Genomic DNA, 19,745 nt, shown 5'->3' on the forward strand with positions numbered 1-19,745 from the left:
AGGTGCGGGGCCAAGACCGTTCGGATTTGGAAATAGCTGCTAAGTCACCCTTCGCCTTCGATCGGGCGCGCCGGATTAACGGCTGACATCGTCCACATGACGGGCAGGCGCGAGCAATCGCGACCGTTACGTCGAAAACGACAATATCATAAAATTCAGCTTGATGAAAGGCTTGCGGCCTGTTTAGCCGCCTGAGTCAACGCGATATGGAGGCGACTAGGAGCCTTTTCCGGGCTTTTCGCTGAAATATTTCTCGAATTTGCCGGTCTCGCGCTCGAACTCTTCGCGGTCCGCCGGGGGCACGCCCTTGACCGTGATGTTGGGCCAGATCTTGGCGAATTCGGAGTTGATCCGCAGCCACTTGCCGTCCGGCTCGTCCTCGGTGTCGGGCTTGATGGCGTCGATCGGGCACTCGGGTTCGCAGACGCCGCAGTCGATGCACTCGTCCGGATTGATCGCCAGGAAGTTCTCGCCCTCATAGAAGCAGTCGACCGGGCACACCTCGACGCAGTCCATGAACTTACATTTGATGCAGGCGTCGGTAACGATGTAGGTCATCGAGGGCTCGGCAGTTTTCGACTTAAGCGCGGAGGCCGCGTTTTCGAAGCCATGGGCCCGCTTGTCAATGCGGCATGGCTGCGCGCGGGGCGAGGAATTCTCACAGCGGGCCTCAGCATATCATCTTGCCTGGCAAGGCGCGTGCGACGGATCGTCGGAGACCGTTGTTACGTTACCAATTCTTATCGAAGCTAGGTCACAACCAAGTCGAGGAAAATAAACAAGAAGTCGGGAACCCGACACAGGATGAGAGCGGCCGTGCGAACCCAGGTCTCGACCCCGATCGGACATGCCGACCCGATGCGGGACGCCCAGGCCCCGCACCTGATGATGGACGCCTTCGAGACGTTCGTGCGCCACGCGCCGTTCGCCGCGGCGCTGGTCGACAGCGCCTTCCGGCTGACCGCCGTCAGCCCCGACTGGGCCGCCCACGGCGTGATCCCCGACATTGAGATCGGCGACGACTTCCGCCGCGCCCTGGTCAATCCCGAGGACATCGACAGGCTGGAGCGTTGCGTGGCGTTCGGGGAGGCGTTCTCGCGCTACCGCTCGGTCAGCGTCGCCGGGGCCGCGCCGCGCATCTGGCGCACCGAATTCGCCGCCACCCGCGCCCCCGGGGAAGCGGGGGAGCTGGGCCGGACCCTGGCGGTGATCGTCACCGCCCGCGACGTCAGCGGCTTCGCCGAGACCGCCCTGAAGGCCGAGCGCGACCAGCAGCGCCTGAAGATGGCGCTGGAGCTCGACGACCTGATGGTCCGCGAATACGACCTGCGGACCGGCGAGATCTATTGCTCCAACACCTCTCCCGAGCTGGAGAAGTGGTGCATGTTCAAGGACGATCCGCTGGAGATCGTCCACCCCGACGACCGCGAGAGGATGGCCGAGCTGGTCCGCAACCGTAAGGACGGCGAGGCCCAGGTGTTCGAGTTCCGGCTCAATCGCGACGACGGGGTCGAGACCTGGGTGCGCTCGGTCGGAAAGAAGTTCCTCGGGGCCGACGGCAAGCCGGAACGCCTGGTCAACCTGTTCAAGGACATCACCGACCGCCGCCGCCAGACCGAAGCCGTCGAGAACCTGGCCTTCCGCGACCCGCTGACCGGGCTTCCCAACCGCGCCTATTTCCAGCGCAAGTTCCAGGAGGCGGTCGACGCCTCGGAGCTGATGGGCGAGCTGTTCGGCCTGATCATGATCGATGTCGACCACTTCAAGGACATCAACGACACCCTGGGCCACGACGCCGGCGACGCCCTGCTCAAGCGGCTGTCGGAGATGCTGCACGCCGCCTTCCGCGCGGGCGACACCGTGGCCCGACTGGGCGGCGACGAGTTCGCGGTGATTCTGCGCGGCCTGCATTCCGAGGCCGACATGATGCGGCCGGTCAGCGCCCTGCAAGAGCTGCTGCGCCGGCCGATCGAGCATGGCGGCCGCAGCTTCTCGGTCAGCGCCAGCATCGGCGCGGCCCTGCATGGCGACCTCGACGCCGACCCCAGCCACATGATCAAGAACGCCGACATCGCGCTCTATCGGGCCAAGGACGAGGGCCGCAACCGCAGCGTGGTGTTCGATCCCTCGATGCGCTCGGCCCTGGAGCAGCGGATCGAGCTGCTGCGCGACGTGCGCGCGGCGATCACCGCCAAGGAGTTCGTGCTCTACTACCAGCCGGTGGTCGATATCGACTCGCACACCGTCGTCGGCTTCGAGGCCCTGATGCGCTGGGACCATCCCGAGCAGGGCGTCCTGACCCCCGACCGCTTCATGGCCGCCTTCGAGGACCAGGACCTGTCGCTGAAGCTCGGCGACCTGGCCTTCGAGAGCGCGCTCAAGCAGATGCGCGATTGGATGGACGCCGGGGTCGAGTTCGGCCGGGTGGCGGTCAACATCTCGGCCGCCCAGTTCCGCAGCGGCCAGCTGGCCGAGGAGGTGCAGGCGCGCCTGGCCCGCTGGAACGTGCCGTGCGACCGCCTGACCATCGAGGTCACCGAGAACGTCTATATGGGCTGGGGCTCGGAGATGGTCAGCGACACCGTCCGCCAGCTGCACACGGCGGGGGTGATGATCGCCCTGGACGATTTCGGCACTGGCTACGCGTCCCTGGCCAACCTGCGCCAGTTCCCGATCGACCGGCTGAAGATCGACAAGTCCTTCGTCCAGAACGTCGAGGACGCCGCCATCGTCAAGGCGGTGATCACCCTGGGCTCCAGCATGGGCATGAAGGTGGTCGCCGAGGGCGTCGAGGACCAGAGCCAGCTGGACGCCCTGGCCGGCTACGGCTGCGACCAGATCCAGGGGTATCACTTCTCGCGGCCGATGCCGGCAGGGATGGTGCCGGAGTATTTGCGGGGGTTTGGGCGGTAGCGGCGCACTTGCCCCCTCCGCGCCTTCGGCGCTCCTCCCCCATAGGGGGAAGAGCCTCGCGGTTTAGGCTCCGCCCCCTATGGGGGCGGACAGACCGCGAAGCGGTCAGGTGGGGGCAAGTGCGTCACCCCTCCACCGCCTCGTACAGCTCCCGCGCCTCGCTCGCCGGCCCGCGCCGCTCCCCGAACCCCATGATCCGTACGTTGATCAGCCGCCCGCCGATCGCGAACACCAGCACGTCGCCGGTCTTCAGCCCGCGCGACGGTTTGTCGACCCGGCTCTCGGCCCCGGCCCGGGTCAGGCGGATGCGGCCTTCGTCGACGAAGCGGCCGGCCAGGGAGCGGGTCTTGAAGAACCGGGCGCGCCACAGCCAGACGTCGGCGCGGCAATGGCCTTCGTCGGTCACGAGACGGCCTTCATGGGGTCGGGCTTCCTCCGGCGCGGACGCTTGCGGCGCGGCGGCGGCTCGGTGAGCTGGGCCAGGGCGGCGAACGGCGAGTCCGGGCGGGCCACGACCCGGGGCTCCGGCTTGGCCGCCCCGCGCCGCTTCCAGACGATCGGGTCGCCCTCCTTGGGACGGATGGCCGGGGTGTAGTCCAGGGCCCGCAGCACCGCCGCCGCCTCGGCCGCGGTCCAGCCCAGGGCGTCGCGCGCCGCGTCGGTCAGCACCACCCCGCCGGGCCTCTGGCCCTCGCGCAGCAGAGTGTCGAGCCGCTCGAGCATCTCGACCGGCGCCACGTAGCGGCCGACCAGCCGCAGGCCGTTGGCGGCCAGGGCCCGCGCGTCGGGGGCCGGGTCGGGGGCCAGGGCCAGCCGCTCGGACTGGCCTCGCCAGCCGCCTGGGGTCAGGGCCCGGACGCAGGCCGTCGCCTCGTCGCGCAGGACCGACGGCAGGAACAGGCTGAACGCCCCGATCCGCACGCCCAGGGCCTTCAGGGTTCGGCGCTCGGCCTGGCTCATGGCCTTCAGGTCGGTGTCGAGGCTGCGCTTGTCGAGCACGCCGCCGGCCTCCAGCAGCCGGTGGGCCAGGCCGCGCGGCAGGCCCTTCAGCGCGCCGCCGGACAGGGCCTGCTCCAGCCTGCGCAGGCCGGGCAGCTTGCGGTCGACCTCGCCGGCGAGAAAGGCGTCCAGCCGCCGCTCGGCCCGCTCGCGCGCCGAGGCGTCGCCCAGCTCGCCCAGCAGCCGGGCGCGGGGATGCATCAGGTCGCCGCCCCCGCCTCCAGAAAAGGCCCGCACCGCCCCGGCCGCCTCGCCGTTCCACAGCACCGCGCCGTCGGGGGTCAGGGTGAAGGCGGTGTCCGGTTCGCTGGCCAGCTTGCCCAGGCGCCGGGCGATTTCGGGGGTCACGGCCCGCTGGGCGGTATTGCGCAGGGCCTTCTCCTCGAGCGCGCTGGCGCCCTTTTCCGGGACGAAAGTCACGCCGGTCAACCGGCCGACCACGTGCCCCTCGACCGTTACCGCCCCGTCGGCCCCGACCCCGGCCAGCAGGGTCGAGCGGTCGCCCAGCGAACGCATCAGCACGCTGGTGCGCCGGTCGATGAACCGGGCCATCAGCTTCTCGTGCAGGGTGTCGGACAGCCGGTCCTCCAGCTGCCGCGTCGCGCCCTGCCAGAGGGCGGGGCTGGCCAGCCAGTCGCCGCGGTTGGCGATGTAGCTCAGCGTCCGAACCCCCGACAGCCGGGCCGCCAGGCTGTCGATCTCGCCGTCGGTACGGTCCAGGGCCTTGAACTGGCCGGCGATCCAGTCCTCCGGCAGGCGCTGGCGGCCGGTGGTCAGGTCGTCGAACAGGGTGCGGACCATGCGCTGGTGGTCGTCGTCGGTGGTCTTGCGGAAGTCCGGCGTCTGGCAGACGTCCCACAGCCGGATCAGGGCCGAGCGGTCGGCCTTGCAGCGGGCGACCACGTCCTCCTGCTGGGCCAGCTTGCGCAGGGTGCGCTCGTCCAGCGCCTCGGCCGACAGCTTCAGGCCCGCGCGGTTCGGCGGCTCGGCCAGCGAGCGCAGAAGGCTCGTCAGGTTGCCGAAGTCGAGGCGAGCGTTGCGCCACTCCGCGCCCAACACCGGCTCGAACCGGTGATTGACCACGCTCTCGACCAGGTCCTCGTCCATCTCCTCGCAGTCGCCGGTCACCCCGAAGGTGCCGTCGCGGGTGTGGCGCCCAGCCCGGCCGGCGATCTGGGCCACCTCCTGCGGATAGAGCCAGCGGGTGCGGCGGCCGTCGAACTTGCGCAGGCCGGCGAAGGCCACATGGTCGACGTCCATGTTCAGGCCCATGCCGATGGCGTCGGTGGCCACCAGGAAATCGACCTCGCCGCTCTGGTAGAGGGCCACCTGGGCGTTGCGGGTGCGGGGGCTCAGCGAACCCATGACCACCGCCGCCCCGCCCCGCTGGCGGCGGATCAGCTCGGCGATGGCGTAGACGGCGTCGGTCGAGAAGGCGACCACGGCGCTGCGGCGCGGCAGGCGGGTCAGCTTCTTGGACCCGGAATAGGTCAGGCTTGAGAACCGCTCGCGGGTGACGATCTCGGCGTCGGGCAGCAGGCGGCGGATCAGCGGGGCCATGGTCCCGGCCCCCAGCAGCATGGTCTCGTACCGGCCCCGGGCGTGCAGCAGCCGGTGGGTGAAGATGTGGCCGCGCTCGGGGTCGGCGCACAGCTGGATCTCGTCGACGGCCAGGAACTCGACCTCGCGGGTCAGGGGCATGGCCTCGACGGTGCAGACGAAATAGGCGGCGCGCGGCGGGGCGATCTTCTCCTCGCCGGTGATCAGGGCCACCGAGGCCTTGCCGCGCAGCTTGACGATGCGGTCGTAGATCTCGCGGGCCAGCAGCCGCAGCGGCAGGCCGATCATCCCCGAGGCGTGGCCCAGCATCCGCTCGACGGCCAGATGGGTCTTGCCGGTGTTGGTGGGGCCGAGAACCGCCGTGAGCTTGGAGGGGGCCAGTCCGGTGGAACGGTCGCTCATGATCTAAAGGTGGGATGGGAATCGGGGCGAGGCAAGCGGCGGCGTGGACGGCGAATGTCAATAGATGTATATACACGTGATGACGGAGGATCGAGATGACGATCGTGACCAGCCGCACCTTCAAGAGCGGCAATAGCGAAGCGGTTCGCCTGCCGCGCGATGTCGCCTTCGGGGCCGATGTCGAGCTTACCCTGGTGCGCTCCGGCGATGTGCTGACCATCTACCCCGCCCGCGTATCGGTCGGCGATCTGGTCAGTCGTCTGGCGGCCTTGCCCCGGCCCGCCGCCATCGAGGCGCGCGACGAGGAGCCGCCGCCAGAACGGCCCGGTCTCTAGGCGGTCCAGCCGGTGACCTACATTCTCGACACCAACGTCGCGATCCACCTGCGCGACGGCGACCCGCTGGTCACCGCGAAGATCGCGGAACTCGACGGCGCCATCCTGCTGTCGATCGTCACGCGCGTCGAACTCGAAGGCGGGGTCTATCGCGAGCCGTCGGAGGCCGGGCTTCGGCGGGCCCGCCTCGACGTCATGCTGGACGCCCTGCCCGTCCTGGCCTTCGACGCCGAGGCCGCGGACGCCTACCGCACGATCCTTGAGACGGCGGGCTATTCGCGACGCAAGATCCTCGACCGGATGATCGCCGCCCAGGCGCTGGTTCACCGCGCGACGTTGATCACCCGCAACGCCGCCGACTTCCGGGATGTGCCGGGCCTGTCGCTGCTGGAATGGTGAGCGGGCGCGGGGAGGACTTCAGAGCGGTGGCGCCGTAGCGAGCTCGGGCGTACCGTGGCCCTCGCGGAGGACGCGATGGGCGACAGGCCATCCACGGCCGTCCTGGGATTTCGGCCCCACACCTATTGGACCGCGGTCGTCGCGCTCGCGGGACCGTTTGACGCGCCGCGCGTCGTCGCGCGTCGGCGGGTCGTCTTCGCCGCCGGCCGGGAACGCTTCGTCTATCACCAGGCCGCGACGCTGGAGCCGGCCCGGGCCCACGCCCTGATCGCCGAGGTTCACGCGGCGACGCAAGCCAACGCGGCGCGTGAAATCGGCGACCTCGTCGCCGACCTGCGGCGCGACGGCGTCGAGGTCCGCGTCGCCGTCGCCCCGACCGGAACCGCGAAGCTTCCACAGGACCTGGAGGACATCCTGCGGGTCCATGCCCGCATCCACGCCGCCGAGGGCGAGTTCTATCGCGAGGTCGTCGCCTCGGCGTGCGCCGGGCTGGGGCTGGAGGTCCGCCGGGTGGTCGAGCGCGACCTGCCCGCCCGGCTGGGCCAGGCGCTGCGGATCGACGGCGCGACGCTGGAGGCGCGGCTGAAGGCCCTGGGCGCGGCGCTCGGCCCGCCGTGGAACGCGGACTACCGGCTCGCCACCCAGGCCGCCTGGCTACACCTCGGCGCGCCCTAGCCGGCCTTCAAACCCAGGTCGGTGAACCGCGCCTCGAACCCCTTGCCGGTCGGGGCGGCGCACATCAGTCCGACCTCGACGCCGGCGCCCATCGGCAGGTGGCCGATCCGGCTGTCGACGAACTTGCCGTCGGCCAGGGCGTAGGCGCAGGCCAGGGTCTGGCCCTTGCGGCTGATCCGGACCCGCACCGGGCCGGCCTGTCCATCCAGGGGCTGGGACGAGCCGTCGGACCAGTCGCGGGTGAAGACGCTGGCCGCGTGCAACCGGCCGCCCAGCCATTCGACGCCAGTCTTCATCCAGTTGGCGGCGTCGACCCGCACCATCAGCCCCGTCTGGTCGGCGTCGGCGGCGTAGTCGCCCGCCAGGGTCACCGACGCCTCGAAATCGCCCCCCACCAGGCAGTGGAAGAAGTGGCCGCTGTCGATTCGCCCGGCCCCGGCCGTCAGTCGCCAGAAGTCCGAGCCGGGCTCGGCGGCGCAGACCAGGCCGTCGGCGGTCCGCCGCCAGGTCTTCGGCGCGTTGAGCCAGCGCCACCCCTGAGCCTGGGCCTCGGCCTGGGCGCGGGCGGTCAGGGGCGTCGCGGCGGCGGCAAGGGCGCCGGCCAGGACGGCGCGGCGATCGGGAAGAAGGGTCATGGCGGCCTCAGCGCTTCTCGAACACGATCTTGCCGTCCACCACCGTCAGCACGGCGTCGGCCTTGAGAATCTCGGCCGGGGCCACCGTCATCAGGTCCTTGCTGAACACCGTCACGTCGGCCTTCTTGCCCGCCTCCAGCGTGCCGCGATGCTGCTCGGCGAAGGCGGCGTAGGCCGGCGCCCAGGTCAGCATGCGCAGGGCCTGTTCGCGGCTGACGGCTTCTTCCAGATGCCAGTCGGCGTTGGCGAAGCCGTCCAGGCCGTGGCGGTAGACGGCGGCGTAGAACTCGATGCGCGGGTCGCCGACCTCGACCGGGGCGTCCGAGCCGGCGGCCACCACCGCGCCGCTGTCCAGCATGTCCTTCCAGCGATAGCCCTCGTGCAGGCGGTCCTTGCCCAGGCGGGCAGGCGCGAAATAGAGGTCGCCGATGGCGTGGCTGGGCTGCATCGAGGCGACGACGCCCATCTGCGAGAAGCGCGGCAGGTCCTGGTCGGCGACGATCTGCGCATGCTCGATGCGCCAGCGGGCGGCCGTGTCGCCGCCCAGCGCCTCGCCGAACCAGTCCAGCACCATGCGGTTGCCGCGGTCGCCAATGGCGTGCATGGCGACCTGGGCGTTGACCTTGCGGGCCGCCTTCATCAGTTCCAGCCCCTTGTCGTGCGGGGTCAGTTGCAGGCCCAGGCCCTCGGCGTCGCTGTAGGGTTCGAGCAGGGCCGCGCCGCGCGAACCCAGGGCGCCGTCCATGTAGAGCTTGATCCCCCGCACCCGGATCAGGCCGGTGGGGTCGGCGCTCGGCCCCTTGGCCAGCACTTCGGCGGCGCCGCTGGGGTCCATGTAGTTGTCGACCCGCAGGCTGAACTTCCGCTCCGCCGCCAGCGACAGCAGGATCGCCAGGTCCGGCGCCTCGACGCTCATATTGCCCAGGCCGGTCCAACCGCGCGAGGCGTAGAGGGCGCCGGCCTTCTCCAGGGCCTGGCGCTTGATCATCTCGGACGGCGGCGGGATGACCCCGGCCACCAGGCTCTGGGCGTGATCGACCAGCATGCCGGTGGGCTGGCCGTCGTCGCCCTTGAGGATCTGGCCGCCGGCCGGGGCGGCGGTGTCCCGGGTGACGCCGGCCTTGGCCAGGGCGGCGCTGCTGGCGACCACGGCGTGGCCGTCGGCGCGCTCCAGCACCACGACACGGCCGGGCGCGGCGCGGTCGAGGTCGGCGCGGCCGGGGAAGCGCTTCTCCGGCCAGTGGGTCTCGATCCAGCCGCGACCGTAGATCGGACCGTCGGGATGGACGGCGGCATAGGCCTTCACGGCCGCGACCAGGTCTTCCACCGAGGCGGTCCTGTCGAGATTGAGGGTCAGTTCGCGCAGGCCGATCCCCGTCAGGTGGGCATGGGCGTCGACGAAGCCGGGAAAGGCGGCGGCGCCCTTCAGGTCGATGTCGCGAGCGCCCTTGGCGGCCTTGGCCCGGGCCGCCGCCAGGTCGCCGACGAACAGGACGCGGTCGTCGCGGATCAGCACCGCCTGGGCGGCGGGGGCGGCGGCGACGCCGGTGTGGATCGGACCGCCGTGGATCAGCAGGTCGCCGGCGGTCGCATGCGCCAGGCTGGTGGCGGCAAGCAGGGCGGCGAGGGCGAGGGTGCGGCGCAAGGCGATCTCCCGACAGCAAGAAACGGAAATCGTAGGGCGCCGCTCGAACTCCGCAACAGCGATGCTATGTTTAAGGAATGGAACAAGGGTTCGCGCTCTTCGAAACGCCGATCGGGCTGTGCGGCCTGGCCTGGGGCCCGCAGGGGCTGGTCGGGGCCCAGCTGCCCGAGGCCGCGCCCGGCGCCGCCTGGGCCCGCCTGCGTCGCCGCTATCCGGACGCCGCCGAGGCCCCGCCGCCGCCGTCCATCCAGCGGGCCATCGAGCGGATCAACGACCTGCTGGCCGGCGGCCGCGACGACCTGACGGACATTGTCCTGGACTTCAGCATCGTCGCCCCCTTCAACCGCCGGGTCTACGAGATCGCTCGCGCCATCCCGCCGGGCGAGACCTCGACCTACGGCCAGATCGCCAAGGCCATGGGCGAGCCCGGCGCGGCCCGGGCCATCGGCAAGGCGCTGGGCGAAAACCCCTGGCCGATCATCGTGCCCTGCCATCGGGTGCTGGGGGCCGACGGCAAGCCCGGCGGCTTCTCGGCGCCCGGCGGGGTGGAGACCAAGGCGCGGATGCTGACCATCGAGCGGGCGAAGACCAGCGCGGTCCCGACGCTGTTCGACATGGATTTCTCGGTGGCGCCGGCGCGGGGACGCTGACCCGAGGGGGTCTACAGCCCCCGCCCCACCTTCAACACCAGCTCCCGCAGCCACGCCGCGCCCGGGTCGAACTGGGCCAGGACCGGGTGGAACAGGTACTGCCGGTCCTCGCCCGGATCGATCGGCGGTTCCACGGTCACCAGGTCCAGCGGCTCCGCCAGCGCCGCGATCAGCCGGCGGGGCACGAAGGCCACCAGGTCGGTGCGGGCGGTCATCCGCAGGGCCTGCAGGTAGCTGGGCACGGCCAGGGCGATGCGGCGCTCGATCCCGGCCTGGCGCAGGAACGGCTCGATGGCGTCGTCGCGCTCGCCCGCCCCGACCACCGCCACGTGGCGCGCGGCGTTGAACACCGCCAGGTCCGACAGCCGCCTGGCGTCCGGATGGCCGCGTCGCACGGCCAGGGCGTCGCGGTCGACATAGAGCGACTGGCGGTGGAAGCCGGGATAGGCCTCGCCGGTCCAGGCGATCACCAGGTCGACCGTGCGGGCGAAGTCGGGCGTCATCACCGCCGGGCCGCGCCAGGGGATGACGTCCAGCCGCACGCCGGGCGCGGCCGCCGCGACCTGTTGCAGCACCGTCGGCATCAGCAGGTCGACGCAGAGGTCGGGCATCATCAGCCGGAAGCCGCGCGGGCTGGTCGCCGGGTCGAAGCCCTCGGCCACGAACAGGCCGCGCACCTGGTCCAGCGCCTGGGCCAGAGGCGCGCGCAGGGCCTGGGCCCTCGGCGTCAGTTCCATGCGCGGCCCGATCCGCACCAGCAACGGGTCGCCGGTCGCCTCGCGCAGCCGGCGCAGGGCGTGGCTGACCGCCGGCTGCGACAGGTTCAGCCGCAGGGCGGCGCGCCCGACGCTGGCCTCGGCCAGCAGGGCGTCCAGGGCGACCAGCAGGTTGAGGTCCAGGCCGGCGAGGTTCATCTGGAGAATATAGATCATCATCAGCATCGATTGGATGAATGATCGTCATCGGCGGAGGATGAGGCTCCACTTCAACGGAGACAGCCGCCATGAGCGCGCACGACAACAAGCTTCTGATGCAACGGATCTTCGATGGCCTGGCGCGCGGCGACGCCCGCCCGTTCCTCGACGCCCTGGACGAGACCACCGTCTGGACCCTGGGTGGCACGAACGCCTGGTCGGGCGCCTATGTCGGCAAGACGGCCATCCGCCGCGACCTGCTGACCCCGCTCTTCGCCCAGTTCGCCGACCCGTACCTCAACGTCGCCGACACGATCATCGCCGAGGGCGACACGGTGGTGGTCGAATGCCGGGGCAAGGTCACCACCAAGGCCGGCCAGCGCTACGACAACCACTACTGCTGGGTATGCCGGGTGGCGGGCGACAAGATCGTCTCGCTGACCGAATACATGGACACCGAACTGGTGGCCAAGGCCCTGGCGGCGCCGGAACGGGTAACGGGTTAACGCAGCTTCACCGTTCGCCGAACACGAGCGAAACGAATCATGACCGAATCAGCGACTTCGCCGGATTCGGGATTTGTTCCCTACTATCCATGGTAGCTTAATTCGCATTAACCACAAACGGGGTTGTCGGGGCGGCGGTTCAGGACCTCGCCGCCCCGGTCAGGTCGCCCACGACGGCGGAAACCTCCTGAAAGGCCTCGATGGCCCCGCGCATGGCCTGTTGCGAGGCCCGCAGGCCGCCGGACCAGTCGTCCGGATCCGCCCCCGGCCGCAGCGCGCGGACCAGGCTGGCCGCCATGGCGGCCTCCACCAGGACCGTGGTGCGCTGCAGGTGCTGGACGGCGTTCAGCAGGGCCAGGCCGGCGGCCTGGGCCGAGGCCGCCTTCAGGACGCCGTCCAGCATCGGATCGTTCCCGGCGGGGGGCTCGGGCGGCGCCTCGGGCGAGCGCTTGAAGGCCATGTCAGGCGGCCGGGCCCGACTCGGCAGGCTTGGCCGCCGGGGCCGCGGCGAGGTCGACCGGCGAGGCGGTGATCGGGCCGGTGGCGGCCCGCAAGGCGGCGAGCAGGGACAGCAGGTTGTCCGGGACGTCGGACTGGGCGATCTTGCCCGCCTCGGCCGCGCTCATGCCGTAGAGCTGCATGACGCCGACATTGGTCGCCGCCTGGGCCAGGATGGCCTGCTGCTGCTGGGCCGCCACCGCGTTCTCGAACAGCAGGCCGGTCGAGTGCGCCAGGCTTTGATAGATCGAGCCCATGGCCATGGCCGGGGCCTCGCCCATCACCTTGACGTTCGACTGGGTGACGGCGTCGGTGATCTGCGGATTGACGGTGGTGTGGTCAGACATGAGTGCTTCCCCCCGCATCGATCGGGAACCATCCCCGCCGACGGCGCGAACAGTCTTCGCAGCGCCCGCCAGGGTTGGCAATCGACGTTCAGCGAACGCGCGAGCGCCTATCCCGCCGTGCAGGTGGCGCTGAGCCGCTTGGCCTCCACGGTGGCGACCATCGGGATGCCGTTGACGGTCTTGCCGTTGACGTTCAGCCGGAAGCTCTCGGGGGTGTAGGAGCCCTTGGCGGTCACCGGGGCCACTCGGCCCTTCTTGTCGGTCCAGGTGCCCTTCAGGGCGATCTTGCCGTCCTGCACCACGCGGGTGTCGTAGTCGCAGGTGTAGCGCTTGAGGCAGATGCCCCGGTTGAAGTTGTCGACGTCGACCTGCTTGATGCAGTGCTGGTCGCTGCCGATCGGGATCGGCCCGAAGCGGGTGTTGTATTCCCATTGGCCGGTCAGGATGGTTTCGGCCTGGGCCGGCTTGGCGGTCGCCACGGAACTGGCGGCTCCGGCCGCGGCGAGGCTCGCGGCGGTCAGGGCTCCGGCGGTCAGAACACGGGCGAGCAAGCGCATGCGGTCGGTCTCCTTGTGAGCCGTCTCTATATAGGGGGCAGATGAACCCGGCTTGAAGGCGATGTTTGGGCGGCGCTCAAGCCCCTCGGATCTGTCGGGGCGGCTTGACTCGGCAAGCCGCCTTCGCCTATATCGCCCGCTCTCGCGCGGCGGTCCGTCCCTCGCGTGCCCGAATTTATGTTTGCGGAGCCGTCGGCTTCGCCCAGCCAAGGTATCCGCCATGTCGCGCCGTTGCGAACTCACCGGGATCGGTCCGATGGTCGGCCACAATGTGAGCCACTCGAACATCAAGACCAAGCGCCGCTTCCTGCCGGCCCTGTCGCCCGCCACCCTGCAGTCCGAGTCGCTGGGTCAGACCTTCAAGCTGCGGATCAGCAACGCCGCCCTGCGCACCCTGGACTTCCGTGGTGGCCTGGACGTGTTCCTGCTGGGCGCCAAGGATGAGCAGCTGTCGCCGCGCGCCCTGAAGATCAAGGCGCAGGTCAAGGCCAAGGCCAAGGCCGCCGCGACCGCCGTCGCCGCCTAGGACTTTCCAGCTTCGGCTGAACGGCAAGGCCCGCGAGGTTCGCCTCGCGGGCCTTTCTGCGTCTGGAGCCAAGCGCCCTTACCCACACAGCTGCTCTTGATCGGCAACTCTACTGAACGGGCAACTTATGCTACGCCCTTCACATGGACCTGCTAAACGAACTTCAGAAGAACTGGTCGGTAATCACCGCAGCACCGTGGGCGGTACTAAGCCTTATGGCTCTGTCGGCCGCTGCGGGATGGGGCGGCGCATACTTTCTGCTGCGCCATCAGATCGATACGCTCAAAGAGCGCCTCACGCTAAAGGACGATAAGATCACCGATGCCGAGAAGCGCATTGCATCGTTCACCGGAACTGCCGTTGATAAGAAACGCGAAATTAGAATTAGATTGGCCCAGCTCCTCTCGGAGGGCGAGAGCCTCCAAAGCGAATGCACAGCCGCCAACAAAGATATTCCTGAGGATAGGATCAATCTTTGGGCCCAAAATGCTGGCGAATACCTGAAAAATTCCCTGGATGAATCATACAGCAATCGCCTGTTCAGCGACTCTGGCGTTCCAAATATGGTGGCTGTTGGGTTCTTGACGGAAAACCAGCGGAACGCATGGAGATGGGTTTACGCCAGAACCTTTCGCCTAGAACAGTTCCTTCAGGAACTCACGTAGTCCACTAAAACGCGCTGCACTTGGCCCCATCTAGCGCCAACGAAGAAGCCCTCCCCGTTTCCGGAGAGGGCTTCCTGTATTCACCGAAAAGGCGGGAGAGGGCCGGTACGCCGCCCCCTCGAACAGGCCTTAGCGCGAATAGACGACCGGGGTGGCGGCGTTGTAGGCGACCAGTTCCGGGTTGTTCAGCTTGCTGACCGCGTCGTTGACCGAGGCGCGGACGCACGCCGGGTACAGGTAGGTGGCCAGCGACTCGCCGCGCACGTTCTGCCAGCAGACGCTCGAGGCGGCCTTGACGATTTCGGCGCGCAGCTCGGCCGGGGCCTTGCCAGCGGTCTTGATGCGGATTTCGGCGGCGCCGGCCGGAGCGGCGGCGAACAGGGCGATGGCCGAGGCGGCCAGGACGAACGAGCGGATCATGGGACGGATTCCAGGATAGCGGTTGAATTTTCAACCCGATCCCGACGCGTTCCCCCTCAAGCGACTGGTCCGGGATCTCGCCCGCTCTGCCGCCTTGTCCAGCATATAGCTTTCCGCCGGTTACTTATCAACGGTTATGTTGCGGCGCACGCATTGACTCATCAAACCCCACCCGACCCCTTCGGGGCCACCCTCCCCACAGGGGAGGGACATCGGGGTCAGGGTCAGCGTCTCCGCGCCGGCTTCTTCGGCGGGGCCGGCGGCGCGGGCGGCGGCGGGGTCCAGTCGAAGGCCATCAGCAGGGTGCGTTGGCCGGCGATGGCGTTGTCATCGGTCAGCAGATAGATTCGCGTAGCCCCAGTCGGCGACTTGACCAGGGCGATCCCCTCGAAATTGTCGCGGGTGGTCGCGCCGTCGAGGTTCAGGGTCGCGGCCACCGCCTGCCTGGCGGCGGGCGCGCGGGGGTCGACCACGAACCGCACCTGGCCACGCCAGCCACGGATCGGGTCGAAGGCCCGGTAGAGGGCGGCGATCGCCTGGCCGTCGAAGGCGGCGAAACCGGTCAAGCCCCAGGTGAAGTCGGGCGGCGACTGCGGGGCCAGGCTGGCGCACGGCGCCGACAGCCTGCACAGCCAGACCTCGCCCTCCTCGCCGCCCACCAGATAGGCGTCGGGACCGGCCACCGGATAGGCGGTCAGGGCCTCCATGCCCTCGTTCTCGGGGAAGGTGGTGGCCGGCTTGTTGACGGCGCGCGGATTGCCGAAGCTACCATCGGCCAGTTTCGGATAGAGCCAGATGCGGTGGTCGCGCTCGAAGCTGACCAGGCGGTCGCCGTTGGGCAGGATCGCCAGGCCCTCGGCGTCGCCCTGCTCCTTGCCCTGCAGCGGCTGGCCGTCCAGACCCTTGAGCGGCGAGAGCTTCCCGTCGGTCAGGCCGACCAGGCGACCGGCCTCGTCCAGCTTCAGCCGCGCCTCGAACAGGTCGCCGTCGTCGCTGACCGCGATCAGGGCCCCGTCGCCGCCGATCCTCAGGTCTGACAGGCCGTGCAGGCGGCTGGTGTCGGCGCTGGTGATGGCGACTCCACCGGCATAGACGAAACGGCCGATGGCGCCCCCAGCCAAGGATGGCGGGGGTGGGTTGGTCGAGCTGAGCGGCACGGGCGTGGTGGTCAGCGAAATCTCGGGCCCGACCTTGACCGGCGCGACCGGCAGCACGGCCGGCTGCGGCGGGGCCTTGGCGCACTGGCCCAGCATGGCGGTCGCCAGGCCCAGGACCAGCAGCGACCGCAGACCTCCGATCACGCGGAAACCTTGCGGACGGCTTTCGGCGCGGAAGGCTGCACGGTGGGCAACGGGCCCAGCAGCCCCCGCGCCCGCTTCACCGCCTTGGGTTCCTCGTCGAACAGGTCGGCCAGCTGGTCGACCAGGGCGCCGCCCAGTTGCTCGACATCGACGATGGTCACCGCGCGGCGGTAATAGCGCGTCACGTCGTGGCCGATGCCGACGGCGATCAGCTCGACGGGGCTGCGGGTCTCGATCTCGGCGATGACCTGACGCAAGTGGCGCTCCAGATAGTGGCCCGAATTGACGCTGAGGGTGGAGTCGTCCACCGGCGCGCCATCGGAGATCACCATCAGAATGCGGCGAGCTTCGGACCGGCCGATCAGCCGCTGATGGGCCCACATCAGGGCCTCGCCGTCGATGTTTTCCTTCAGCAGCCCCTCGCGCATCATCAGGCCCAGGTTCTTGCGGGCCCGCCGCCACGGGGCGTCGGCGCTCTTGTAGATGATGTGGCGCAGGTCGTTGAGGCGGCCCGGCGCGGGCGGCTTGCCGGCCTTGATCCACTCGTCGCGGGCGCTGCCGCCCTTCCAGGCGCGGGTGGTGAAGCCCAGCACCTCGACCTTGACCGCGCAGCGCTCCAGGGTGCGGGCCAGGATGTCGGCGCAGACGGCGGCCACCATGATCGGCCGGCCGCGCATCGAGCCGGAATTGTCGATCAGCAGGGTGACGACGGTGTCGCGGAACTCGACATCCTCCTCCTGCTTGAACGACAGCGGGGCGGTGGGGTCGATGATCACCCGGGTCAGGCGGGCGACGTCGAGCATCCCCTCCTCCAGGTCGAAGGTCCAGGCGCGGTTCTGCTGGGCCAGCAGCCGGCGTTGCAGCTTGTTGGCCAGGCGCGAGACCACGCTGGAGAACGCCGCCAGCTGCTGGTCCAGATAGGCCCGCAGCCGGGTCAGCTCGTCAGCGTCGCACAGCTCCTCGGCCGGCACCACCTCGTCATAGGCGGTGGTGAACACCTTGTAGGCCGGCTCGAAGGCCCCGCCCTGGCCGGTGTCCGGACGGGCCGGCTTGGCGCCGTCGCCCATCTCCGGGGCCTCTTCGGTGTCCTCGGCCTCGCCCTGCTCCTCGGACTGGACCATCTCCTCGTCGCCGGCCTCGCTCTCGCGGTCGGAGCTCTCGGCCTCCTCGGGCGAGGCGCCGTCGGCCTGCTCGCCCTCGCCTTCGCCCTGGTCGTCCTCGGAGGCCTCGGTGTTCTGGTCTTCGTCGCCGGTGTCCTCGTCCGACTGCTCGGTGGCCTCGGACATCTCCTCGCCCAGGTCGAGGTCGCGCAGGATTTCGCGGGTGACCCGGGCGAAGGCGGTCTGGTTGTCGATGGCGGCGGCCAGGCGGTCGAGGTCCTTGCCGGCCCGGGCCTCGATGTCGGCGCGCAGGATGTCGACCAGGGCCTTGACGCCCTCGGGCGGCGCGTCGCCGGTCAGGCGCTCGCGGACCATCAGCGACAGGATCTCGGCCATCGGGGCCGACTGGCGGTCGGTGGCGATGTTGCGGGTCAGGCCCTGCTTTTCGAGGCGGGCCTCCAGGGCGGCGGTCAGGTTGAGGCGGACGCCGCCCAGGGCGTTGGAGCCGATGGCTTCCAGCCGCGCCTGCTCGATGGCCTCGAAGGCCGCCTGGCCGTCGGGCGAGCTGGGGCGGGCCCGGGCGTGGGAGGCCGCGTCATGGTGGGCCAGGCGCAGGGCCATCTGGTCGGCCAGGCCCCGGATGCGGCTGGCTTCCTTGGGGTTCAGGTCGCGCGGCGGATGCGGCAGCACCGCCCGGTTGCCGACCAGGCTGGGGCCCTCGCCGGAGAACACCACCTCGAGGTCGGGCGTCTCGGCGAGCGAACGCGCCGCGTGGGCCAGGGCGCGCTTGAAGGGTTCGGTCGGGCTTTCGGGCTTGGACGCCATGGGAATGGGTTACCGAGCCAGGGCGGCGGTGACAAGGGCGACCGAAGGGAAGTCGTTTGGGCGCGCCGTTTGGAGGCGGCCGGGGACATGCACATGTGCATGTCCCCGATCGTGAACGCCGGCTATTTCGCCGCCGCGTAAGCCTTCGACTGCGTCCCCACCACGCTCACCAGGTCGCCCATGGTCAGGTTGACGTCCACCAGGTGCAGGCCCCAGTCCTTCAGCGGCACGCCCATCACCAGCAGGTCGCCGGGGATGTTGTCGGCGCGGGGGTCGGCCGGGTCGGGGCGCACGGTCACGGCCAGGTAGTCGAACGCGCCGTTGCTGACGCACTCGGCGGAGACCAGACCCGGCAGCTCCACATAGGGGGTCGCCACCTCCACGCCCTTGGCCCAGACCGTGGCCGGACGCATCGCCGTGCCCATGATCGTCCGATCACTGAAATAGCTCTTCACCGTCGCCGAGCCGCCGGCCAGGGCCGCCGGGTTGACGCAGGCGGCGCGCATTCCGGGCTGGTCGACCTTGCCGAACCGACTGGTGGCCGGGGGCGGGACGTCGGCGCGGAACGAGACGTAGGAGATCACGCAGCCGACCTGGCCGGCCTTGCGGCACAGGGGCAGCGAGCCGTAGGCGTCCTTGGCCGGGTCGACGGGCGTGTTCATGCCCAGGATCAGGGCCGAGACGATCTGCTTCTGCACCGGCTTGCCGTCGATCTCCTTGGCGATCAGCTCCAGCAGGATGTGCGAGCCCTGCGAATGGCCGATCAGCACCACGCCGCGGCCGTGGTTGTCGCGGGTCAGGTAGTCCTTCCAGGCGGCCAGCACGTCGGCATAGGCCAGGGCGCCGTCGCCGGGCGAGGCCTGGCCCATCATCACCTTGCGCAGGGCGGCGATGGTCACCTGGCGGTAGCTGGGCGCGTAGAGCTTGCAGACCTGGCCGAAGCGGGCGAACTGCTGGTCGGCGACGGCCTTCTCCGGCAGGTCGGGGGTCATGTCGCTGTTGCCGCCGGGGTCGCTGGACACGGTGGGATAGACGTAGAAGCAGTCGATCGGCGCGTTCGGATCGGCCTTGAAGGCCTCGACGCTGGCCTTGCCGTCGGCCTGGATCACCGTGGCGGTCTGGTCCCGGGCGCAGGCGTCCTGGCGGCCGGGACGGCACAGCCAGTTCTCGTCCTTCGTATAGTCGTTCGGCGTCGGCGGCGCGGCGGGGGCCGGCTGCTGCGCGCAGGCGCTCGCGCTCAAGCCCAGCCCCATGACCAGGCCCAACGCGGCCCACAGCTTGCGTGACATTCTTGCCCCCGTCCGAACGCTTGTTTCGCGGGAGGATGACGTGGCGGCGGTGAGAAAGGAAGGGGGCTTCCAAAACGGTCGTCATCCCCCGCTTTATGCGGGGGACCCAAGCCGAGTTCATCGAGTGTTATCGGTCAGCGCGGCTTGGGTCCCCCGAACAAGTCGGGGGATGACGGAGGAGGGGTTCAGCTCGGCAACCACCGCCGCGGGAACTTGTCGCCCAGCGCCCGCGACTCCCCGACCTTCAGGCCCAGTTCGCGCATCCGGTAGGCGACCAGTTCCCGCAGGGCCTCGACGGGCTCGCGGCCGCCGGACGGGCTGGAGGCGACGGGGCCGGTCTGCATGGCCAGGTCGACGGCCGCCCATTCGGCCTGGGCGCGGTCGGGCCGACCGACGGCGAAGTAGTGGCGGATCGGCAGCCGCTCGCCGGCGATCTCGACCATCACGCCGACCACCCAGCCTTCGACGAGTAGATCGGAGTCGGGGCGCTGGCGGAACATGGCCGCCTGTCTAGCCCCCGGGCGCTCCGGCGCAAAGGCCTGACAGAATCGGAAACGCCTTGTGACCCCAGCCTCGCGGCCGCT

The 19,745-nt window shown here is 69.8% G+C and carries 22 protein-coding genes; 8 read left to right on the forward strand and 14 right to left on the reverse strand.

Annotated features, from left to right (window positions below; genetic code table 11):
• Positions 1-216 precede the first annotated feature (216 nt).
• Positions 217-558 carry a ferredoxin FdxA gene (gene fdxA, locus PMI01_RS06530; protein WP_007665854.1) on the reverse strand — a complete coding sequence of 114 codons (342 nt, stop codon included), beginning with the start codon at positions 556-558 and terminating at the stop codon, positions 217-219.
• 300 nt (positions 559-858) lie between these two features.
• On the opposite strand from fdxA, the gene PMI01_RS06535 reads away from it, so the two are divergent.
• Positions 859-2,913, forward strand: a complete 2,055-nt coding sequence (locus tag PMI01_RS06535; RefSeq protein ID WP_051989921.1) for a putative bifunctional diguanylate cyclase/phosphodiesterase — start codon at positions 859-861, stop codon at positions 2,911-2,913.
• A 124-nt stretch (positions 2,914-3,037) separates the two neighbouring features.
• On the opposite strand, the gene PMI01_RS06540 is transcribed toward PMI01_RS06535, so the two are convergent.
• A complete protein-coding gene (locus PMI01_RS06540) occupies positions 3,038-3,319 on the reverse strand; it encodes an RNA-binding S4 domain-containing protein (protein WP_007665857.1) in 282 nt (93 codons plus the stop codon).
• The gene (locus PMI01_RS06545) at positions 3,316-5,874 is read right to left on the reverse strand and encodes a helicase-related protein (protein WP_007665859.1); all 2,559 of its coding nucleotides are present in this window, start codon (positions 5,872-5,874) and stop codon (positions 3,316-3,318) included. Before PMI01_RS06545 ends, PMI01_RS06540 begins: the two co-directional genes overlap by 4 nt.
• 95 nt (positions 5,875-5,969) lie before the next feature.
• On the opposite strand from PMI01_RS06545, the gene PMI01_RS06550 reads away from it, so the two are divergent.
• The 3 genes from PMI01_RS06550 to PMI01_RS06560 all read left to right on the forward strand — a co-directional run bounded on the left by PMI01_RS06550 (position 5,970) and on the right by PMI01_RS06560 (position 7,283).
• Positions 5,970-6,209 carry an antitoxin gene (locus PMI01_RS06550; RefSeq protein ID WP_007665861.1) on the forward strand — a complete coding sequence of 80 codons (240 nt, stop codon included), beginning with the start codon at positions 5,970-5,972 and terminating at the stop codon, positions 6,207-6,209.
• Positions 6,210-6,221: 12 nt separating this feature from the next.
• Complete coding sequence (locus tag PMI01_RS06555) at positions 6,222-6,608, forward strand: type II toxin-antitoxin system VapC family toxin (RefSeq protein WP_007665863.1); 387 nt, start codon at positions 6,222-6,224, stop codon at positions 6,606-6,608.
• 75 nt (positions 6,609-6,683) lie between these two features.
• Positions 6,684-7,283: a hypothetical protein gene (locus PMI01_RS06560; RefSeq protein ID WP_007665866.1), complete on the forward strand. Its 600-nt coding sequence runs from the start codon at positions 6,684-6,686 to the stop codon at positions 7,281-7,283.
• Here PMI01_RS06560 and PMI01_RS06565 read toward each other — a convergent pair.
• Together PMI01_RS06565 and PMI01_RS06570 are read right to left on the reverse strand one after the other, a co-directional pair.
• Complete coding sequence (locus PMI01_RS06565) at positions 7,280-7,918, reverse strand: DUF1349 domain-containing protein (protein ID WP_007665868.1); 639 nt, start codon at positions 7,916-7,918, stop codon at positions 7,280-7,282. The two genes, PMI01_RS06560 and PMI01_RS06565, sit on opposite strands and share 4 nt — an antisense overlap.
• A 7-nt stretch (positions 7,919-7,925) precedes the next feature.
• The gene (locus PMI01_RS06570) at positions 7,926-9,563 is read right to left on the reverse strand and encodes an amidohydrolase (protein ID WP_007665872.1); all 1,638 of its coding nucleotides are present in this window, start codon (positions 9,561-9,563) and stop codon (positions 7,926-7,928) included.
• Positions 9,564-9,640: 77 nt separating this feature from the next.
• Between PMI01_RS06570 and PMI01_RS06575 the strand changes: the two genes are divergently transcribed.
• Entirely contained in the window at positions 9,641-10,213 is a 573-nt protein-coding gene (locus PMI01_RS06575; RefSeq protein WP_007665873.1) for a methylated-DNA--[protein]-cysteine S-methyltransferase, read from the forward strand.
• A gap of 11 nt (positions 10,214-10,224) precedes the next feature.
• Here PMI01_RS06575 and PMI01_RS06580 read toward each other — a convergent pair whose 3' ends face one another.
• Positions 10,225-11,145, reverse strand: coding sequence for a LysR family transcriptional regulator (locus PMI01_RS06580; protein ID WP_238537013.1), 921 nt, complete (start codon positions 11,143-11,145; stop codon positions 10,225-10,227).
• A 71-nt stretch (positions 11,146-11,216) separates the two neighbouring features.
• On the opposite strand from PMI01_RS06580, the gene PMI01_RS06585 reads away from it, so the two are divergent.
• Positions 11,217-11,633 carry a nuclear transport factor 2 family protein gene (locus PMI01_RS06585; RefSeq protein WP_007665877.1) on the forward strand — a complete coding sequence of 139 codons (417 nt, stop codon included), beginning with the start codon at positions 11,217-11,219 and terminating at the stop codon, positions 11,631-11,633.
• Positions 11,634-11,772: 139 nt separating this feature from the next.
• On the opposite strand, the gene PMI01_RS06590 is transcribed toward PMI01_RS06585, so the two are convergent.
• The 3 genes from PMI01_RS06590 to PMI01_RS06600 all read right to left on the reverse strand — a co-directional run bounded on the left by PMI01_RS06590 (position 11,773) and on the right by PMI01_RS06600 (position 13,035).
• A complete protein-coding gene (locus PMI01_RS06590; protein ID WP_007665879.1) occupies positions 11,773-12,093 on the reverse strand; it encodes a hypothetical protein in 321 nt (106 codons plus the stop codon).
• A gap of 1 nt (position 12,094) precedes the next feature.
• A complete protein-coding gene (locus PMI01_RS06595; protein ID WP_007665881.1) occupies positions 12,095-12,478 on the reverse strand; it encodes a RebB family R body protein in 384 nt (127 codons plus the stop codon).
• Positions 12,479-12,585: 107 nt separating this feature from the next.
• Positions 12,586-13,035, reverse strand: coding sequence for a DUF3617 domain-containing protein (locus tag PMI01_RS06600; protein WP_007665884.1), 450 nt, complete (start codon positions 13,033-13,035; stop codon positions 12,586-12,588).
• A 220-nt stretch (positions 13,036-13,255) separates the two neighbouring features.
• On the opposite strand from PMI01_RS06600, the gene rpmB reads away from it, so the two are divergent.
• Both rpmB and PMI01_RS26990 read left to right on the forward strand, forming a co-directional pair.
• A complete protein-coding gene (rpmB, locus tag PMI01_RS06605) occupies positions 13,256-13,561 on the forward strand; it encodes a 50S ribosomal protein L28 (RefSeq protein WP_035035111.1) in 306 nt (101 codons plus the stop codon).
• Between the two features lie 143 nt (positions 13,562-13,704).
• Positions 13,705-14,226 (forward strand): hypothetical protein, encoded by a 522-nt coding sequence (locus PMI01_RS26990; protein WP_157223700.1) that lies wholly within the window; start codon positions 13,705-13,707, stop codon positions 14,224-14,226.
• Positions 14,227-14,355: 129 nt separating this feature from the next.
• Here PMI01_RS26990 and PMI01_RS06610 read toward each other — a convergent pair whose 3' ends face one another.
• The 5 genes from PMI01_RS06610 to PMI01_RS06630 form a co-directional block, all read right to left on the reverse strand.
• Positions 14,356-14,646 carry a hypothetical protein gene (locus PMI01_RS06610; RefSeq protein ID WP_007665912.1) on the reverse strand — a complete coding sequence of 97 codons (291 nt, stop codon included), beginning with the start codon at positions 14,644-14,646 and terminating at the stop codon, positions 14,356-14,358.
• A gap of 224 nt (positions 14,647-14,870) precedes the next feature.
• On the reverse strand, positions 14,871-15,947 hold the full coding sequence (locus PMI01_RS06615; RefSeq protein WP_007665915.1) for an esterase-like activity of phytase family protein: 1,077 nt from the start codon (positions 15,945-15,947) through the stop codon (positions 14,871-14,873).
• Complete coding sequence (cobT, locus tag PMI01_RS06620; RefSeq protein ID WP_007665919.1) at positions 15,944-17,872, reverse strand: cobaltochelatase subunit CobT; 1,929 nt, start codon at positions 17,870-17,872, stop codon at positions 15,944-15,946. The genes PMI01_RS06615 and cobT overlap by 4 nt, the downstream gene beginning before the upstream one ends.
• Before the next feature lie 122 nt (positions 17,873-17,994).
• Positions 17,995-19,161, reverse strand: a complete 1,167-nt coding sequence (locus tag PMI01_RS06625; protein ID WP_007665922.1) for a DUF3089 domain-containing protein — start codon at positions 19,159-19,161, stop codon at positions 17,995-17,997.
• A 185-nt stretch (positions 19,162-19,346) separates the two neighbouring features.
• Entirely contained in the window at positions 19,347-19,661 is a 315-nt protein-coding gene (locus tag PMI01_RS06630) for a hypothetical protein (RefSeq protein WP_007665924.1), read from the reverse strand.
• Positions 19,662-19,745: the final 84 nt, after the last annotated feature.

It is taken from the genome of Caulobacter sp. AP07 (assembly GCF_000281955.1).
Taxonomy (GTDB): domain Bacteria; phylum Pseudomonadota; class Alphaproteobacteria; order Caulobacterales; family Caulobacteraceae; genus Caulobacter.

Bases quoted from the DNA above. Each gene is read 5' to 3' on its own strand.
- PMI01_RS06535 (WP_051989921.1), top strand. From the start codon at position 859: ATGCGGGACGCCCAGGCCCCGCACCTGATGATGGACGCCTTCGAGACG.
- cobT (WP_007665919.1), bottom strand. From the start codon at position 17,872: ATGGCGTCCAAGCCCGAAAGCCCGACCGAACCCTTCAAGCGCGCCCTG.
- PMI01_RS06580 (WP_238537013.1), bottom strand. From the start codon at position 11,145: ATGATCTATATTCTCCAGATGAACCTCGCCGGCCTGGACCTCAACCTG.
- rpmB (WP_035035111.1), top strand. From the start codon at position 13,256: ATGTCGCGCCGTTGCGAACTCACCGGGATCGGTCCGATGGTCGGCCAC.
- PMI01_RS06545 (WP_007665859.1), bottom strand. From the start codon at position 5,874: ATGAGCGACCGTTCCACCGGACTGGCCCCCTCCAAGCTCACGGCGGTT.
- PMI01_RS06550 (WP_007665861.1), top strand. From the start codon at position 5,970: ATGACGATCGTGACCAGCCGCACCTTCAAGAGCGGCAATAGCGAAGCG.
- PMI01_RS06630 (WP_007665924.1), bottom strand. From the start codon at position 19,661: ATGTTCCGCCAGCGCCCCGACTCCGATCTACTCGTCGAAGGCTGGGTG.
- PMI01_RS06575 (WP_007665873.1), top strand. From the start codon at position 9,641: ATGGAACAAGGGTTCGCGCTCTTCGAAACGCCGATCGGGCTGTGCGGC.
- PMI01_RS06585 (WP_007665877.1), top strand. From the start codon at position 11,217: ATGAGCGCGCACGACAACAAGCTTCTGATGCAACGGATCTTCGATGGC.
- PMI01_RS06600 (WP_007665884.1), bottom strand. From the start codon at position 13,035: ATGCGCTTGCTCGCCCGTGTTCTGACCGCCGGAGCCCTGACCGCCGCG.
- PMI01_RS06610 (WP_007665912.1), bottom strand. From the start codon at position 14,646: ATGATCCGCTCGTTCGTCCTGGCCGCCTCGGCCATCGCCCTGTTCGCC.
- PMI01_RS06565 (WP_007665868.1), bottom strand. From the start codon at position 7,918: ATGACCCTTCTTCCCGATCGCCGCGCCGTCCTGGCCGGCGCCCTTGCC.
- fdxA (WP_007665854.1), bottom strand. From the start codon at position 558: ATGACCTACATCGTTACCGACGCCTGCATCAAATGTAAGTTCATGGAC.
- PMI01_RS06625 (WP_007665922.1), bottom strand. From the start codon at position 19,161: ATGTCACGCAAGCTGTGGGCCGCGTTGGGCCTGGTCATGGGGCTGGGC.
- PMI01_RS06590 (WP_007665879.1), bottom strand. From the start codon at position 12,093: ATGGCCTTCAAGCGCTCGCCCGAGGCGCCGCCCGAGCCCCCCGCCGGG.
- PMI01_RS06595 (WP_007665881.1), bottom strand. From the start codon at position 12,478: ATGTCTGACCACACCACCGTCAATCCGCAGATCACCGACGCCGTCACC.
- PMI01_RS06560 (WP_007665866.1), top strand. From the start codon at position 6,684: ATGGGCGACAGGCCATCCACGGCCGTCCTGGGATTTCGGCCCCACACC.
- PMI01_RS26990 (WP_157223700.1), top strand. From the start codon at position 13,705: ATGGACCTGCTAAACGAACTTCAGAAGAACTGGTCGGTAATCACCGCA.